Raw genomic sequence first — 15,268 nt, 5'->3', positions numbered from 1 at the left:
GCGTGGTGTCCGCCGCGTGAGCGGCCACCGGACCGGCGAACACACCACCGGTGAAAGCCAGACCAGCGATACCCAGCACGCTCTTCCGCAGAATCGGGTTCATCAGAAACGCTCCATTCGGGGGTCGACGCACCCGGGGGACGGGATGCGCGGGCACCGTCAGGCGCTCGAAGTCTTGGGGGATCCGGTCCGTCCGCGAGGGCCCGAGGGGCCTTCTGCGCGGCGCCGGAAGCATGTCCAACGACCAGCCACCCGGCATCATTCCCGGGGCCACGGCGCGTCGCTCGCGGGGCACGGCCGGTGCTCGGTCGTTCACCGGTTACAACGCCCGGCACCCGCCCACGATTCCGCTACCAGAGTGCCGCCCACCACCCCCGAACCGGACATCTCCCCACACACAGCCCGGGACGCCCGACGTCCCGCACCTGGCGGGCACCCCTGAACCGGACAGCCTCAGCCACACGGACCGCCACCAGCAACTCCCCGCAACGCGATGCGCCCGCACCCTGCGCGGGCAGACCCGCCCGCTCCCGCACGGTCGATCATGAGGTTAGCGGCGACAAAACGGACACCCGATGCCGCCAAGTTCATGATCGACGAGAGAGCGGGAGGAACCGGGGGACGAGGGGGCGAGAGAGGGCGGGGAACGCGGGAGGCGGGCGGGTCAGCGGCGGCCGTGGCGGGAGCGTAGGTAGTCGGAGACGACGTACTCGCCCAGGTCGTCCAGGTCCGGGGTGAACATCCGGCCACCCGAGCGCCGCGCCACCGCGTCCACGAACCGGCGCAGCCCCGGGTCGTCGCCGAGCATGAACAGGTTGAGCGTGGCGCCGTACCGGGTCAGCCGGTCCACCTCCCGGATCGTCGCCGAGATGGTCTCCGGCAGCGGCGGCCAGTGGAAGTACGCCTCACCGTCCTCCGGATCCAGGTGCGCCGTCGGCTCGCCGTCGGTCACCACCAGCACCACCGGCTCGGCGCCCGGGTGGCGGCGCAGGTGCCGGCCGGCGATCCGCAGCGCGTGCTGGAGGTTGGTGCCCTGCTGCATGTCCGGCTCCACCGCCGCCAGCTCCTGCTGGGTGAGCGGCATCGCCTCCCGACCGAAGCCGACGATCTGCAGCGCGTCCTGCGGGAACCGGGTCGCCATCAGGTGCGACAGGGCCAGGGCGGTCTGCTTCATCGGCCCCCAGCGCCCCTGCGAGATCATCGAATACGACAGGTCGACGCAGAGCACCACCGCCGCCGACGCCCGCCGTTCGGTCTCCATCACCTCGAAGTCCTCGACCGCGAGCGGCACCGGCACTCCGGGGCCGGCCCGCCGGACCGCGCGGGTGAGCGTGCGCACCACGTCCAGCGGCTGTTCGTCCCCGTACTCCCAGGGGCGGGACGCACCGCTCACCTCGCCTGCCGCACCGGCCGAGCGGAGGTCGTGCTGGCCGCGCGGGCCGGCGGTCAGGTCGGCGAAGACGCGTCGCAGCGCCGTGCCGGCGAGGCGGCGCAGCGCCTTCGGGCTGAGCGTCAGCCCTTCCGCGTCCCGGGTGACCCAGCCCTGGCGGCGCAGTTCGCGTTCCAGCTCCCGCAACCGGCGTACGTCGTCGGCGGCGTCCCGGCCCAGCGTGCGGGCGACCGCCTCCACGTCGACGTCGTCGAGCGTGGCGCCGGGCTGGTCCTGGTCGAGGGAGTCCAGCAGTTCGTCGAGTTCGGCGATCTCGTCGAGCGCGCCGGTGGCCTCGCCGTAGCCGAGCGGCTGGTCGCCGCGCACCCGCTCGCCGCGCTGCCAGTTCAGGTCCGGCCGCAGGGAACGCAGGTGGGCGTCGAGCTGGGACAGTTCACCGGCGAGCCGGCCGCCGAGCGACTGGCGCATCAGCCCGCCCAGTTCCTCGCGCTGCCGGTCCGACAGCGAGCGCATCAGACGCTCACCCGCGGCGGCCCGCCGGGCCAGTACGTCGATCAGCTCGTCGACGTCTCGGGGCCGTTCCGGGAAGAACTCCCCGTGGCGGCGCATGAACTCGGCGAACGCGTCGGTGGTGTCCTCGGAGCGGGCGTGCCGGGCGAGCAGGTCGTTGAGGTCGCGCATCATCTCGGCGAGCTGCCGCTGGACGGCCGGGTCGGCGGTGGCCCGTGCCGCGTCGCGCAGCCCGGCGAAGCGCTGCTCCAGCACGTCGCCGCGCAGCCCGTCGAGGAGTCGCTGGTACGTCTGCCGTGCCTCGGCACTCGCCCAGTCGTACCCGGAGAGCTCCGACACCGCGCGGGCGGTGGAGCGGGGCAGGTTGTCGAGCACGGCCTCGGCGAACCTGGCGTCGTCGCCGTCGCGGTCGCGCAGCTCGTCGCGTTCGGCGGCGAGCGCCTGGTCGAGCAGTGCACGGGCCCGGGTGACGGCGCCGTCCAGGTCGCCCCGGCGCAGCGCCTCCCGGCGCAGGCGGCGGGCTCGGGCGGCCAGGCCGTCCAGGCCGCCGTGCCCCTGGGGGCCGCGCCGCAGCAGCTCGCGCAGCGACTCGCGCAGGCTGCCGCCGGCGAGCACGTCCGAGCCGACCGCGTCCACCGCGGCGCGCACGTCGTACGGCGGGGCGAGCGGGTCGGGTCCGCCGCGCCACTGCCCGTACCGGAAGCGGTTGCCGCCGGCCACTGTCAGTCCCGGTCCCCGTAGACGGTGCGCCCGGAGTCGGTGACGTCCTTGCCGAGCCGGCGGGTCAGGTGCAGCCCTTCCAGCACGAACTCGATGCCGGCGGCTGCCTCCTCCGGGCTGGGCGCGTCGCCGAGGCCGAGCCGGTCGAGCACCTTGGCCAGCCCCGGTACGGTGCCGACCTGGCGCAGCAGCTCGGCCGAGGAGACCAGTTCCCCGGTCTCGACCGCGCCGCCCTCGGCGACGAGCGCGGTGAAGCCGGACAGGTCGAGCCCGGCGAGCCGGGCGCGGAACGTCTCGGCGGTGGCGGTACGCAGCAGGTGCGCCAGCACCTCGATCTCGCGCCCCTCCTCGCCGCTCTCGAACTCGACCTTGCCGCGCAGCGTCGAGGTCACCGACACGGTGTCCCCGATCCGGGCCACCGGCGCCTCCGGCCGGGACGCCGACCCGGCGCCGCTACCCGAAGCACCGGCACCGGCACCGGCACCGGCCAGCAGACCGGAACGACGCAACGCGGCAGCGGCCACCGTCTCCGCGGCGGCGATGGCGAACCGGGCGGACACGCCGGAGCGCGGGTCCACCGACGGCGACTCCCGCACGTCGCGGGCGAACCGGGCCAGCACCTCCAGCACGTGCTCCGGTACGACGGCGACCAGGTCGGCCTCCTGCCGGATCAGCGCCAGCTCCAGGTCCGGGTCCAGCGGGTAGTGGGTACGGATCTCCGCGCCGAACCGGTCCTTGAGCGGCGTGATGATCCGGCCCCGGTTGGTGTAGTCCTCCGGGTTGGCGCTCGCCACGAGCAGCAGGTCGAGCGGCAGCCGAAGCTGGTAGCCGCGGACCTGGATGTCGCGCTCCTCCAGCACGTTGAGCAGCGCCACCTGGATGCGTTCGGCCAGGTCGGGCAGCTCGTTGACGGCGAAGACGCCCCGGTTGGTACGCGGTACGAGCCCGAAGTGGATGGTCTCCGGGTCGCCGAGCGTGCGGCCCTGGGCGAGGCGGATCGGGTCGACGTCACCGATCAGGTCGCCGACGCTGGTGTCCGGCGTGGCGAGCTTCTCGCCGTACCGCATCGAGCGGTGCAGCCAGCCGATCGGCAGGTCGTCGCCGGTCGAGTCGGCGAGCGCGCGGGAGGCCGGGGTGATCGGGTGCATCGGGTGCTCGTTGAGCACCGAGCCGGGGATCACCGGGGTCCACTCGTCCAGCAGCGCGCCGAGCGAACGGATCAGCCGGGTCTTGCCCTGCCCGCGCTCGCCGAGCAGCACCATGTCGTGCCCGGCGAGCAGCGCGCGCTCGACCTCGGGCAGCACCGTGTCCTGGTAGCCCACGATGCCGGGGAAGCGGTCCTCGCCGGAACCCATCCGGGCGAGGAGGTTGTCTCGGAGTTCCTGCTTGACCGTGCGGTAGCGGTGCCCTGCGGCGCGCAGCTCGCCGAGCGTGGTCGGCAGGTCGGCGGGCGGGACCGGGGAAACCTGGTTGGGAGCGGTCACCCGATCCACGCTAGCGCGCTCCGGTGACCGGCGGCCTCCGTCGTCGATGTCGCGACAAGGGAAGCCGCCGGAACGCCACTCACTTACCGAGGCGGGCGCGGACCATCCGGGGTACGGCGGCCAGCCCGGTGACCGGGCGGAACGCGTGCGCGGCGGCGACCAGTGCGGCGTACTCGTCGTCGGCGAGGTCGATCTCGGCGGCGGCCGCGTTGCGTTCCATCTGCTCGACGCCGGAGGCGCCCGGGATGGCCACCACGTTCGGGTGCCGCAGCACGTACGCGAGCGCGATCTGGCTCGGCGTGGCGTCGTGCGCGTCGGCGACCTCGCGCAGCGTGGCGATCAGCCGGGTGCCGCGTTCCAGGTTCTCCGGCAGGAAGTACGGGTTGGCCCGGCGTACCGCCCCCGCGGGCGGGTTCGTGGCGTCGTAGCGGCCGGAGAGGAAACCCTGCGCCAGCGGCGAGTACGCCATGACGATGCGGCCGGCCTGCTCCGCGTACGGGATGAGGTCTTCCTCGGGGCCGCGGTCGATCATGCTGTAGCGGACCTGGTTGCTCAGCACCCGGCGGCCCAGCGCGGCCTCGGCGAACCGCCACCGGCGCAGGCCGTAGTTGCTGACGCCGACCTCGCCGACCAGCCCGATGTCCTGCAACGAGCGCATGCCGCGCATGGTGGTGGTGTCGGCGACCACCGGATTGGCCTGGTGCACCTGGTAGAGGTCGATGCCGTCGACGCCGAGCCGGGCGGCGGAGGCGACCGCGCGCTGCTGCACCACCGGGGCGACCGGCAGCAGCGGGAAGATCTTCGTGGCGACCACGACCTTGGCCCGGTCGTCGCCCAGCGCCGCGCCGAGGATGCGCTCGCTGCGGCCGAAGCCGTACAGCTCGGCGGTGTCGAACAGGGTGACGCCCAGGTCGAGCGCCCGCCGGACGATCTCGGCGGCCCGGCGCTCGTACTCGGGGCCGTAGCCCCACTCCCGCGAGCCGAACTGCCACGTGCCGAGGCCGATCCTGGAAATGGGCTTGGGGGTGTCGAGCTGCACGTAACGCATGAGGCCGAAGGTACCCGCGCCGCTGCGTGCGCACTCCGGTCCGGACAGAATGGCCTGGTGACATACCTCGCCAGCGACGACCGTTACCACGAGATGATCTACCGGCGCAGTGGCCGCAGCGGGCTGAAGCTGCCGGTCATCTCCCTCGGCCTGTGGCACAACTTCGGGCCGGACCGACCCTTCGAGCGGCAGCGCGACATCGTCCGTCGCGCCTTCGACCTCGGCATCACCCACTTCGACCTCGCGAACAACTACGGCCCGCCGCCCGGTTCGGCGGAGGAGAACGTCGGCCGCCTGCTCGCCACCGACCTGAAGCCGTACCGGGACGAGCTGGTGATCTCCAGCAAGGCCGGTTATCTGATGTGGCCCGGCCCGTACGGCGAGTGGGGCTCGCGCAAGTACCTGCTCTCGTCGCTGGACCAGTCGCTGCGCCGACTCGGGCTGGACTACGTCGACATCTTCTACTCGCACCGGTTCGACCCGGAGACTCCGCTGGAGGAGACGATGGGCGCGCTCGACGCGATCGTCCGCTCCGGCAAGGCGCTCTACGTGGGCATCTCCAACTACAACTCGGAGCAGACCGAGCGGGCCGCCGAGATCCTGCGTGACCTGGGCACGCCGCTGCTGATCAACCAGCCGTCGTACTCGATGGTGAACCGCTGGACGGAGAGCGACGGGCTGCTGGACACGCTGGAGGGCGTCGGCGCGGGCTGCATCGCGTACAGTCCGCTCGCCCAGGGCCTGCTCACCGACCGTTACCTCAAGGGCATCCCGGCCGACTCCCGGGTGCGCACGAGCGTCTTCCTGAACGAGAGCGACCTCGACGAGGAGACGATGACGACGGTCCGGGGGCTCGCCGCGGTCGCCGAGCGGCGCGGGCAGACGCTGGCCCAGCTCGCCCTGGCGTGGGCGTTGCGCGACCCGCGCATGACCAGCCTCATCATCGGCGCGAGCAGTGTCGCGCAGCTGGAGGGCAACGTGGCCGCCCTGGACAACCTCGACCTCGCCGGGGAGGACCTGGCCGAGATCGAGGACCTGCTCGGCTGAGTCACCAGACGCGGCGCCGCCCGGCGCGGTGGTTGCGGACACCGCACGGCCGCCCGGGCGGCGGCCCGCCGGCCCGCCGCAGTCCGACCACCGCCGCCGCGAGCAGCGCGGTGGCGAGCGCCGCCGCGCCGAGAACCAACGGCCGGGAGAGGGGTCCGCCGTCGGTCACCGTCGCGACCGGCACCGCCGACTCGTCGTCGTCCGCCGTGCCGGCGAGGGTACGCGGAGGCGACGCGCTCGCCTTCGGCGCTGCCGACGGCGGGTCCGGCGTGCCGCGTGCCGCCCTGAAGATCACGTCCGAGCAGGAGTAGTACGTGTCCTGGGTGTCCGAGTTCTGCCAGATGACGTAGACGATGTGCCGTCCGGTGCGCCCGGCGGGCAGCTTCCCCCGCATCTCGTACGCGCCCGCGCGGATCGGTGGGTCGGTGACTTCGAGGAACGGCTTCTTCTCCAGATCAGCCCAGGTCAGCACGCGCTTCGGCGAGTACGAGCCGGTGGTGACGTAGTACCGGAACGTGCCCCGGTGCAGGATGGTGGTGCGGTAGCGGAACGTGTGCCGGGCCCCGGCGGTCAGGGTGGTGGCGGGCCAGTCGGTGCGCGGCAGGTCCAGCCCCCGGTAGGCGGACAGCCCGCCGCTGCACAGCTCCCCGTCCGGGATGTGTTCCCGGTCCCGCCCGTCGATCCGGGCCACCCGGATGTTGTCCCACTCGCGTACCGCCGCTCCGGCGGCGATCGCGGCCCGGCAGGCGGGCGTCTGCGCCCGGCCACCCTCGGGCCCGCACGCGGCGGCCCGGCTCAGCGGGCTGGTCGGCGCACCGTGTGCCGCGGCCGGCGCGGCGCCCAGCGGCACCGTCGCGGCGACGGCGGCGAGCGCGGCGAGCGCGCGTCGTGCGGCCATGTGATCGACCTCCCGCGCACTGGTACGGCCGCGAGCCGCGAAAGGTTCGATCCGCGCCGATCGGACGGGGCGGCGTGACCGAACGGACAACCGGGGCGGCGACGGACGCCGGAGGGGCCCTAGAGTGACGAAACCCTGTGATCGAGGAGTGTTCCTTGTCCGAGCCGGCCCCGTCCCCCGAGCCGTCCCGCGCCGCCCCCGCGGCCGGGCCCGCGCCGGGCGACGTTCCCGCCCCCGCGCAGCCGTACCTGCTGGTCCTGCCCACCATGGAGGGCGCGCCCACGCCGGTGCCCTGGCCGGGCGCCGAGGGGCAGCCCGGCTGGGCGATTCCGGTCACCGTGCCGCCCGGCACCCAGGGGTACGCGTTGTTCCTCCCGCTGGTCCCGGCGCCCGGCCAGCCGACGGCGGCGGTGCCTGCCCAGGCCGCCACGCCCGCCGCCGAGCGCTCCCCGGTGGAGGGCGGCGCGACGGAGGGCGGGGAGCCCGTCGCCCCCGCACCAGCCGGCCGTCCGGCGGGCGGAGAGCCTGTCGCCGCCCCGCCGGACGCCGTTCCCACGGCTCGGCGGGAGCAGGCGGGCGCAACGTCCCCGGCCACCGGCGATGCCGCATCGTCCACCCCGGATGCCGGCCCGGCAGACGCGGCCACTACCGACTCCGGTGGAGCCGGGACAGGCGCACGTGCCGGCGACGGCGCTCCGGGGACGGCCGCTTCCGCGACTTCCGGCTCGCCGGGAGCACAGCACGCTCCGGGCATACCGCCTCCGCACAGCGGTGGGCCGATGGCCGCGCCGCCGTACCCGGGATTGGGGTGGGGTGGGCACCCGCAGGCGCCGACGTGGGCGCCGCGGACGTCGTTCCTGGGCGCGCGGTGGCCCGGCCCGAAGGCGGCGACCGGGCGGGCCGCGCCGCTCGCGGTGCTGGCCGCCGCGGTCGGCAGCGCGGTGTTCGTGCCGCTCGGCCGCGTCGGCGTCGGCTGGTTCCTGGGTTGGCTCACGCTCACGCTCGCGGTGGTGCTGGCGGTCCGGTCCAGGACGGCGGACCTGCCGCGCGCCGACAAGCTCATCCGGGCCGGGTGGGCGGTGGCCGCCCTGGCCCTGATCGCGGTACCGGCGTTCCGCAACGCCTGGTGGCTGGTGACGTTCTGCGTGCTCGGCGCGCTCGGCTGCGCCACCCTCGCGATCGTCGGCGGGCGGCTGGTGCGCTCGATCCTGTTCGGCCTGGTGGCCACGCCGTTCGCGGCGTTGCGGGGCCTGCCCTGGGTGCGGCGGCACATCACCGCCTCGCCGCAGGAGGCGACGGTACGCAAGGTGACCGTCTCGGTCGTCGCCACGATCGTGGTGCTCGTGGTCTTCGGGAGCCTGCTCGCGTCGGCCGACGCGGCGTTCTCCGATGCCCTGGGTTCGCTCGTCCCCGAGATCAACCTCGGTACGGTGTTCGGCTGGCTGTTCCTCGCAGTGGTCGGCGGCCTGATCGCTGTGGCCGCGCTCTACACGCTCGCCGCGCCGCCCGATATGTCCACTGTGGATCGGGCGGGTGAGCGCCGTCTCGGCCTGCTGGAGTGGGCCCCGGCCATCGGCGCGCTCACGCTGCTGTTCGCCGGGTTCGTGGTGGTGCAGTTCACCACGCTCTTCGGCGGGCAGCGGCACGTGCAGCGGGTCGCCGGGCTCAGCTACGCCGAGTACGCCCGTAGCGGCTTCTGGCAGTTGCTCTTCGTCACGCTGCTGACGGTGGCGGTGCTCGGCGGGGTGAGCCGCTGGGCACGCCGGGAGCGGCCGGCCGAGCGGATCCTGCTGCGGGTGCTGCTCGGGTTGATCAGCGCGCTGAGCGTGGTGATCGTGGCGTCGGCGCTGTCGCGGATGTGGACGTACCAGAAGGTCTACAGCTTCACCGGCGAGCGGATCTTCGTGATGGCGTTCGAGATGCTGCTCGGCACGGTCTTCCTGATGATCATCGCGGCCGGCGTCAAGTGGCGGGGCCGGTGGATTCCCGGCACCACGCTCGCGCTGGCGGTCGGGATGCTGCTCGGCCTGGCCGTGCTCAACCCGGAGGCCTACGTCGCCCGCCGCAACACGCTCCGGTACGAGCAGACCGGCAAGATCGACGCCTGGTACCTGCGGGCGCTGTCCGCCGACGCCACCCCGGCGCTCGTCAAGCTCCCCGACCCGGTACGCCGGTGCACGCTGAGCTGGATCGCCGACGACCTCGCCGAACCCGACCCCTGGTACGCCTGGAACCTGGGCCGGCAGCGCGCCCGCAAGGCCCTGGAGGAGGTCGGCCCGAAGGCGGTCGGCGGCCCGAAGGACTGCCGCCGGGCCGACCAGTTCGACCTGCCGAAGACGCGGCGTCCCCGCTGACGTCGCCGCCCGGGCCGCGCACCGCCGCGGCCCGGCCACCGGCAGCCGTCCGGCGACCGTTCATCCGCTCCTCACCTCGACGCCACGGCGGGCACCGACTCCGCACCTAGCTTCGGGCTGCGCGAACGACAACCGAGGTAGCGGAGGTTTCTCCATGTCCACCCGTCAGCTCGTGACGGCACTCGTCGCCGGCGCGGTCCTGGCCATGCCGGGCGTCGCCCACGCCGGCCCGGCCGACCGTCCCGGCGTACCGCCGCAGCGGACCCACTTCGATCTGCAGGCCCACCGCGGCGGCATCGGGATGACCACCGAGGAGACGCTCGCCGGGTTCGCGAAGGCGATGCGCCTCGGCGTCACCACGCTGGAACTGGACACCCAGGTCACCCGGGACGAGAAGGTGGTCGTCACGCACGACCGCCAGGTGAGCGCGCAGAAGTGCCGCGACACCGTCCCGGTGCGGCCCGGCGACCCGGCGTACCCGTACGTCGGCAAGTACGTCAAGGACCTCACGCTCGCGCAGATCAAGACCATGGACTGCGGCTACCAGCAGTTGCCCGGCTTCCCCGAGCAGGAGCAGATCGCCGGCGTCCGGATGGCCGAGCTGCGCGACGTGCTCGACCTGGTGAAGCGCTACCGCGCACACGGGATCACGCTCAACATCGAGACCAAGGTGGAGGCGGGTGCGCCGGAGCAGACCGCGCCGCGTGAGCTGTTCGTCAGGCGGGTCTTCGAGGAGATCCGGCGCTCGGGCATCGAGCGGCAGGTCACCATCCAGTCCTTCGACTGGGGCGCGCTGCGGGCGATGCACCGGCTCGCGCCGCGCTGGCCGCTCGTGGCGCTGACCAACTACGACTTCCTCCAGGTCGGCAAGCCGGGCGCGTCGCCTTGGCTGGGCGGGCTGGACGTGGACGACTTCGGTGGCGACTTCGTCCGGGCCGCCGCCGCGATCCCGGGCGTGACCACGCTGTCCCCGAACTACGGGTTCCCACAGAACGGCACGATCGCCGACCCGAGCTTCCGCTTCTACCCGGACCGCAAGATGATCGCTGACGCGCACGCGCGCGGGCTCAAGGTCATCCCGTGGACCTGCAACGACATGCCCACGGTGGCGGCGCTCATGGACATGGGCGTCGACGGGATCATCACCGACTACCCGAACCGGGTGCGGCAGCTCATGGCCGAACGCGGGATGCGGTTGCCGAAGGCGTACCGGGCGCGCTGAGCCGGTCGGCCGCGAGCGCCAGCCGCCAGCCCGTCAGGTACGACACGGGCGGCTCGCCGACCGACGCGGTGAAGCGCCGGGCCAGCGCCGCCCGGGACATCCCCACCTCGGCGGCGAGCGACGCCACCGTCCACGGCCGGGCCGGGTCGTGGTGCAGCATCCGCAGCGCGCGGCCGACCACCGGATCGGCGTACGCCCGGTACCAGGCAGGCGCGGCGGCACCGGGCCGGGCGAACCACTCCCGCAGCGCGGCGATGAGCAGCAGGTCGAGCAGGCGGTCCAGCACCGCCTCCTGACCGGGGTCGTCCTTGACGATCTCGGCGGCCAGCAGCGGCACCAGGTGCGTACGCCCCAGCGTGTCATCGCGAACAGCTCGCGCCCGTCCGGCGTGGTGCGGCGCTGCCCCGGGTGAACGTGCCGTTGAACGACGCGCTCGCGGCGGCCGGCACGGCCGATCTCGCCGCGGCGCGGGAGCGCTCCGGGTCCACCTGGTCACCTGGAACGTGGTCCGGACGCTGGCGAACACGGCCGCGTCGGCGCGCTGTGCTGGGCGCTGGTGATCACGGGCCGCGCGACCGGTTGCGTTGTTCCGCGCCGCGGACGCGGTCCGGACGGCGGGTCCAGGCTTGTCGGCGGCGCCGTCCCAATGGCTGTGGTGGTGGCGGGCCGAATGCTGCGCCGAGCGGCACCATCGGCCCACCCTGCGCCGCGACCCCGCACATCGATGACGGAGCGTGGCCGGATGGGTGCGCGCAGCGCCGGATCTGACGGTATGAGCCAAAGGTTATCTATCGGTATCGACGAATGGCGTTCTACGTTACCGCCATCTGTCGGGGCTCAGCGGCATCCGGAGGTACCCGCAGCTCCACAACCCGAAGGAGACCTGGATGAAACGAATCCTTGCCGGTGCGGCGACAGCCGTCCTGTTGCCAGCCGGGCTGGCCGCCATCGCCATCGCCGGGCCCGCCAGCGCGAAGCCCACCGGCCCGGCCCCGGTCGCGCCATCCGGCGAGGCCGCCTCGCCCGAGATGCTCGCCGCCATGCAACGCGACCTGGGCCTGGCCCCCGCCGCCGCACGCGCCAGGATCGCCTCCGACGACGCCGCCAGCCGTACGGAACTGGCGTTGCGCAAGCGACTCGGCTCCACCTTCGCCGGTGCCTGGTTGACGCCGGACGCGAAGTCGCTGGTCGTAGCCGTCACCGACAGCGCCAAGGCGGCCGAGGTGACCGCCGCCGGCGCCACCCCCAAGCTGGTGAACCGCAGCGGCCGGAAGCTCGACGCGATCAAGGGCGGCCTCGACGCCGCTGCCGCGAAGGCGCCCCCGGCCTCGGTGTCCGGCTGGTACGTCGACGTCAAGTCCAACACCGTCGTGGTGCTGGCACGCGGCGGTACCGCCGCTGCCGGGTTGTTCGTCAAGGCCAGCGGCGTCGACGCCTCGGCGGTGCGGGTGGTCAGCACCACCGAACAGCCCCGGCTGCTCTACGACGTACGCGGCGGCGACGCCTACTACATCGGCGGTGGCCGGTGCTCGGTCGGCTTCTCCGTGAACGGCGGCTTCGTCACCGCCGGGCACTGCGGCAACACCGGTGCCGCGACGACCGGCTACAACCGCGCCGCCCAGGGCACCTTCCAGGGCTCCTCGTTCCCCGGCAACGACTACGCCTGGGTGGCGGTCAACTCCAACTGGACCCCGCAGCCGTGGGTCAACAACTACGCCGGCGGCAACGTGACCGTCGCCGGTTCCACCGTGGCCACGATCGGCTCGGCCATTTGCCGCTCCGGCTCGACCACCGGCTGGCGCTGCGGCACGGTGCAGGCATACAACCAGACCGTCAACTATGCGGAGGGCTCCGTCTCCGGCCTGACCCGCACCAACGCGTGCGCCGAGCCGGGTGACTCCGGCGGTTCCTGGCTCAGCGGCCAGCAGGCGCAGGGCGTGACCTCCGGCGGTTCCGGCAACTGCACCTCCGGCGGCACCACCTACTTCCAGCCGGTCAACGAGATTCTCTCCGCGTACGGCCGGACGCTGGTGACCAGCGGCGGCGGCAACCCGCCCCCGCCGACCGGCTGCACCGGTTACGAGTTCTCCGTTAGCGGGTCGCTGTCCAGCGGCGGGAACGCCTACCAGCCGAACGGCAGCTACTACTACTCCTCGCTCTCGGGCACCCACCGCGGCTGCCTCGACGGCCCGACCAGCACCGACTTCGACCTCTACCTGCAGAAGTGGAACGGTAGCGGCTGGAGTGTGGTGGCCCAGGGCGCGACCGCCGCGGCCGACGAGACCGTCCAGTACAGCGGCACGGCCGGCTACTACCGCTGGCGGGTGCACGCCTACAGCGGCTCCGGCAGCTACACCCTCGGCTACAGCAACCCCTGACAGCTCGACGGGACGCCCGCATCGCACTGCGCGATGCGGGCGTTCCGCTGTCGCAAGCCGAGGACGTACGCCGACCCGCGGCGCAGACCTCCGAGGACGGGTAGGCCGCCAGCCCCGACGGGCACAATGGCGTCATGACCGATCACGCCAGAACCGTGCGCGGCTTCACGGGGGTGTACCACGCCGACGGCGGCATTCGGGGCGAGCTGGCCTACGTCGTCGGGAAGCTGCTGGGCAGGACGCGCTGTGGACTGTGCGACGTCACCCACGGACCGGTGCGCCGCAAGCAGCAGTGGGACGACCTCGTGGCCCGTCTCGGCGTGTCCTTCCACCTGGTGCACCTCGACGAACGCGACTCAGCCGTCAGGGATGTCAGCCAGGGCGCCACCCCCTGTGTCATCGCCCACACCGACGCCGGTCCGATCCTCGTGCTGGACCCCGGTGAGGTCGACGCCGCGAAGGGCGATGTCGAGACGTTCGCCGAGCTGCTGCGGCACGCGCTCACGCAGCACGCGCTCGACCTGCCGGCACCGACTGCCTGAACGGGAACCGTCTCCGACGGTGGCAGCGACTGTCGCCGGCACGCCCGGTCGGCAGCGCTCGCCACCGGCGCCACTGTGCTGGCACCCGAAGCCTGGTCGAGCGTTCTGCGGACACCTACCGAACCTGCTCGAAGTGGAACTCACGAATGAAACAGTCTCGTGGTTGGCCGACCGCGAAAAGCACGCAGTCGATGACCGATCGCGCGGTGAGGTCGCCGTTTACCTGTCGGGGCCCGTCCTGAACGAAGTCCGGCGGAAACAGTGAGATTACCCGGATCCCTTCTGGCCGGAGCCGGTGCGACAGGACCTCAGCGAGTCCGGCGTGGGCATGCTTAGCGGCGTAGAAGGCGGGATGTGCACCCGAGCGGCGGTGTCCCACCTCGCCACATGCGGAGATCATGTTGACGATGTCGGGCCGCGACGATGCCCGTAGCAGCGGGAGTAGATTTTTGGTCAACAACATGGTGCCGGTCCCGCCCGCAGCCATCACGCTTTCGATCTTGTCGTCCGGGACGTCTCCCAGGTCGTCACCTTCGATATATGGGGCACCATTGTTGATCAGCACATCAAGGTGCTCCGTCCGTTCGGCCACAGCAGCGGCGAACGCGCGCACCGACTCCGGTACGGCGAGGTCGCAGTGAAATGCATCAGCCCGACCTGGCCCCCGCTGGCTGATCGCATCCGCAACGTGCTCGGCCGCAGCCAGGTCGCGGGCCGAGAGGAAGATCTGTGCACCGCGCTCGGCGAAGGCTTCGGCCAGTAGTCGTCCGGTGTCACGTGCGGCACCGGTGATGGCAATGCGCAGGCCGTCATGATTCATGGCTGAAGTGAAGCATCTGCACCCTGGTTGAGGTCAGCGGGAACGTGCCAAGATCGGACATCCGCTCTTCGGCACGCCCGCGCCTGTCGCCGCCGTTCCTCCGTAACGCGCTGTGACGCCCGGACGGCGGCAGAAGCGGACGTTCACCGAAGGCGGCCCCGCAACCTGTGGGGATGGTGGCAGGGCCGCGCTCGGATGGGAGCTGCGTGGGCTCGATCTAGGTTTCAGTTGTCGTCGGCCGGGGTGAGCGCTGCGGCGTGGTCGCGGCCGAAGTCGGCGATGTCGCGTGGGAGGTGGTTGAGAAAGTCGGCGATTGCATCGGTTGTGAAGTCTCCCCAGCCGGAGACATACGCCTGCGCGTGACCTACGACTGCTTTCGCAAGAGTTCGAACACGCTTGCGAAGCTGTCGGTGCCGTGTCCGTCGGTTACCCGCTGACCCAGCCCTCGCCCTGGATTTCCCGCACGCCGTGCAAGCGCTACGAATCCGCCGCCGACGGATGAACCTGGCCACCGGCCGCTGGTCCACCGTCACCGTCTACGCGATCACCAACCTGACCACCACCCAGGCCAGCCCCGCCGACCTCGCCGACTGGCTACGCGGACACTGGGCCATCGAAACCCTGCACCACATCAGAGACACCACCTACGCCGAGGACGCCAGCCGCATCCGCACCGGCAACGCGCCACGCGTCATGGCCACCCTGCGCAACACAGCGATCAGCCTGCTCCGACTGACCGGCACCACCACAACCATCGCCGCAGCCCTACGCCACAACAGCCGAAACCCCTACCGGCCACTCCAACTACTCGGAATCACCTGAAACGGTCAAACAACTACCTTGCCGGAGCCCTGG

The 15,268-nt window shown here is 72.4% G+C and carries 11 protein-coding genes and 1 pseudogene; 6 read left to right on the top strand and 6 right to left on the bottom strand.

What is annotated here, in order from left to right:
• Positions 1-664 precede the first annotated feature (664 nt).
• From GA0070215_RS27160 to GA0070215_RS27150, 3 genes are all read right to left on the bottom strand, one after another.
• Positions 665-2,620: a VWA domain-containing protein gene (locus tag GA0070215_RS27160; RefSeq protein ID WP_091051569.1), complete on the bottom strand. Its 1,956-nt coding sequence runs from the start codon at positions 2,618-2,620 to the stop codon at positions 665-667.
• A gap of 2 nt (positions 2,621-2,622) precedes the next feature.
• On the bottom strand, positions 2,623-4,113 hold the full coding sequence (locus GA0070215_RS27155; protein WP_091051565.1) for a magnesium chelatase ATPase subunit I: 1,491 nt from the start codon (positions 4,111-4,113) through the stop codon (positions 2,623-2,625).
• A gap of 70 nt (positions 4,114-4,183) precedes the next feature.
• The gene (locus tag GA0070215_RS27150; RefSeq protein WP_091051562.1) at positions 4,184-5,152 is read right to left on the bottom strand and encodes an aldo/keto reductase; all 969 of its coding nucleotides are present in this window, start codon (positions 5,150-5,152) and stop codon (positions 4,184-4,186) included.
• Between the two features lie 57 nt (positions 5,153-5,209).
• On the opposite strand from GA0070215_RS27150, the gene mgrA reads away from it, so the two are divergent.
• On the top strand, positions 5,210-6,199 hold the full coding sequence (mgrA, locus tag GA0070215_RS27145; protein ID WP_091051560.1) for an L-glyceraldehyde 3-phosphate reductase: 990 nt from the start codon (positions 5,210-5,212) through the stop codon (positions 6,197-6,199).
• Between the two features lies 1 nt (position 6,200).
• Here mgrA and GA0070215_RS27140 read toward each other — a convergent pair whose 3' ends face one another.
• A complete protein-coding gene (locus GA0070215_RS27140) occupies positions 6,201-7,097 on the bottom strand; it encodes a lytic polysaccharide monooxygenase auxiliary activity family 9 protein (protein WP_091051557.1) in 897 nt (298 codons plus the stop codon).
• Positions 7,098-7,252: 155 nt separating this feature from the next.
• Here GA0070215_RS27140 and GA0070215_RS27135 point away from each other — a divergent pair, with 155 nt between their 5' ends.
• Together GA0070215_RS27135 and GA0070215_RS27130 are read left to right on the top strand one after the other, a co-directional pair.
• Positions 7,253-9,451 (top strand): DUF4153 domain-containing protein, encoded by a 2,199-nt coding sequence (locus tag GA0070215_RS27135; RefSeq protein WP_091051572.1) that lies wholly within the window; start codon positions 7,253-7,255, stop codon positions 9,449-9,451.
• Between the two features lie 154 nt (positions 9,452-9,605).
• Complete coding sequence (locus GA0070215_RS27130; RefSeq protein ID WP_091051554.1) at positions 9,606-10,673, top strand: glycerophosphodiester phosphodiesterase family protein; 1,068 nt, start codon at positions 9,606-9,608, stop codon at positions 10,671-10,673.
• Here GA0070215_RS27130 and GA0070215_RS27125 read toward each other — a convergent pair.
• Positions 10,633-11,096: pseudogene (locus GA0070215_RS27125) on the bottom strand (cupin domain-containing protein); the annotation flags it as partial. The gene GA0070215_RS27130 and the pseudogene GA0070215_RS27125 sit on opposite strands and share 41 nt — an antisense overlap.
• 464 nt (positions 11,097-11,560) lie before the next feature.
• On the opposite strand from GA0070215_RS27125, the gene GA0070215_RS27110 reads away from it, so the two are divergent.
• Together GA0070215_RS27110 and GA0070215_RS27105 are read left to right on the top strand one after the other, a co-directional pair.
• The gene (locus GA0070215_RS27110) at positions 11,561-13,051 is read left to right on the top strand and encodes a S1 family peptidase (protein ID WP_141708269.1); all 1,491 of its coding nucleotides are present in this window, start codon (positions 11,561-11,563) and stop codon (positions 13,049-13,051) included.
• A 134-nt stretch (positions 13,052-13,185) separates the two neighbouring features.
• Positions 13,186-13,593, top strand: coding sequence for a hypothetical protein (locus GA0070215_RS27105; RefSeq protein WP_018787611.1), 408 nt, complete (start codon positions 13,186-13,188; stop codon positions 13,591-13,593).
• 115 nt (positions 13,594-13,708) lie between these two features.
• Here the strand turns inward: GA0070215_RS27105 and GA0070215_RS27100 are convergent, their stop codons facing one another.
• Positions 13,709-14,413, bottom strand: a complete 705-nt coding sequence (locus GA0070215_RS27100) for an SDR family NAD(P)-dependent oxidoreductase (protein WP_091051547.1) — start codon at positions 14,411-14,413, stop codon at positions 13,709-13,711.
• Between the two features lie 498 nt (positions 14,414-14,911).
• Here GA0070215_RS27100 and GA0070215_RS27090 point away from each other — a divergent pair, with 498 nt between their 5' ends.
• On the top strand, positions 14,912-15,235 hold the full coding sequence (locus GA0070215_RS27090; protein ID WP_244167168.1) for a transposase: 324 nt from the start codon (positions 14,912-14,914) through the stop codon (positions 15,233-15,235).
• The last annotated feature ends 33 nt before the right edge of the window (positions 15,236-15,268 follow it).

The sequence above is a fragment of the Micromonospora marina genome, from assembly GCF_900091565.1.
Classification (GTDB): Bacteria; Actinomycetota; Actinomycetes; order Mycobacteriales; family Micromonosporaceae; genus Micromonospora; species Micromonospora marina.
This window is presented reverse-complemented; position numbering and strand designations above follow the sequence as displayed.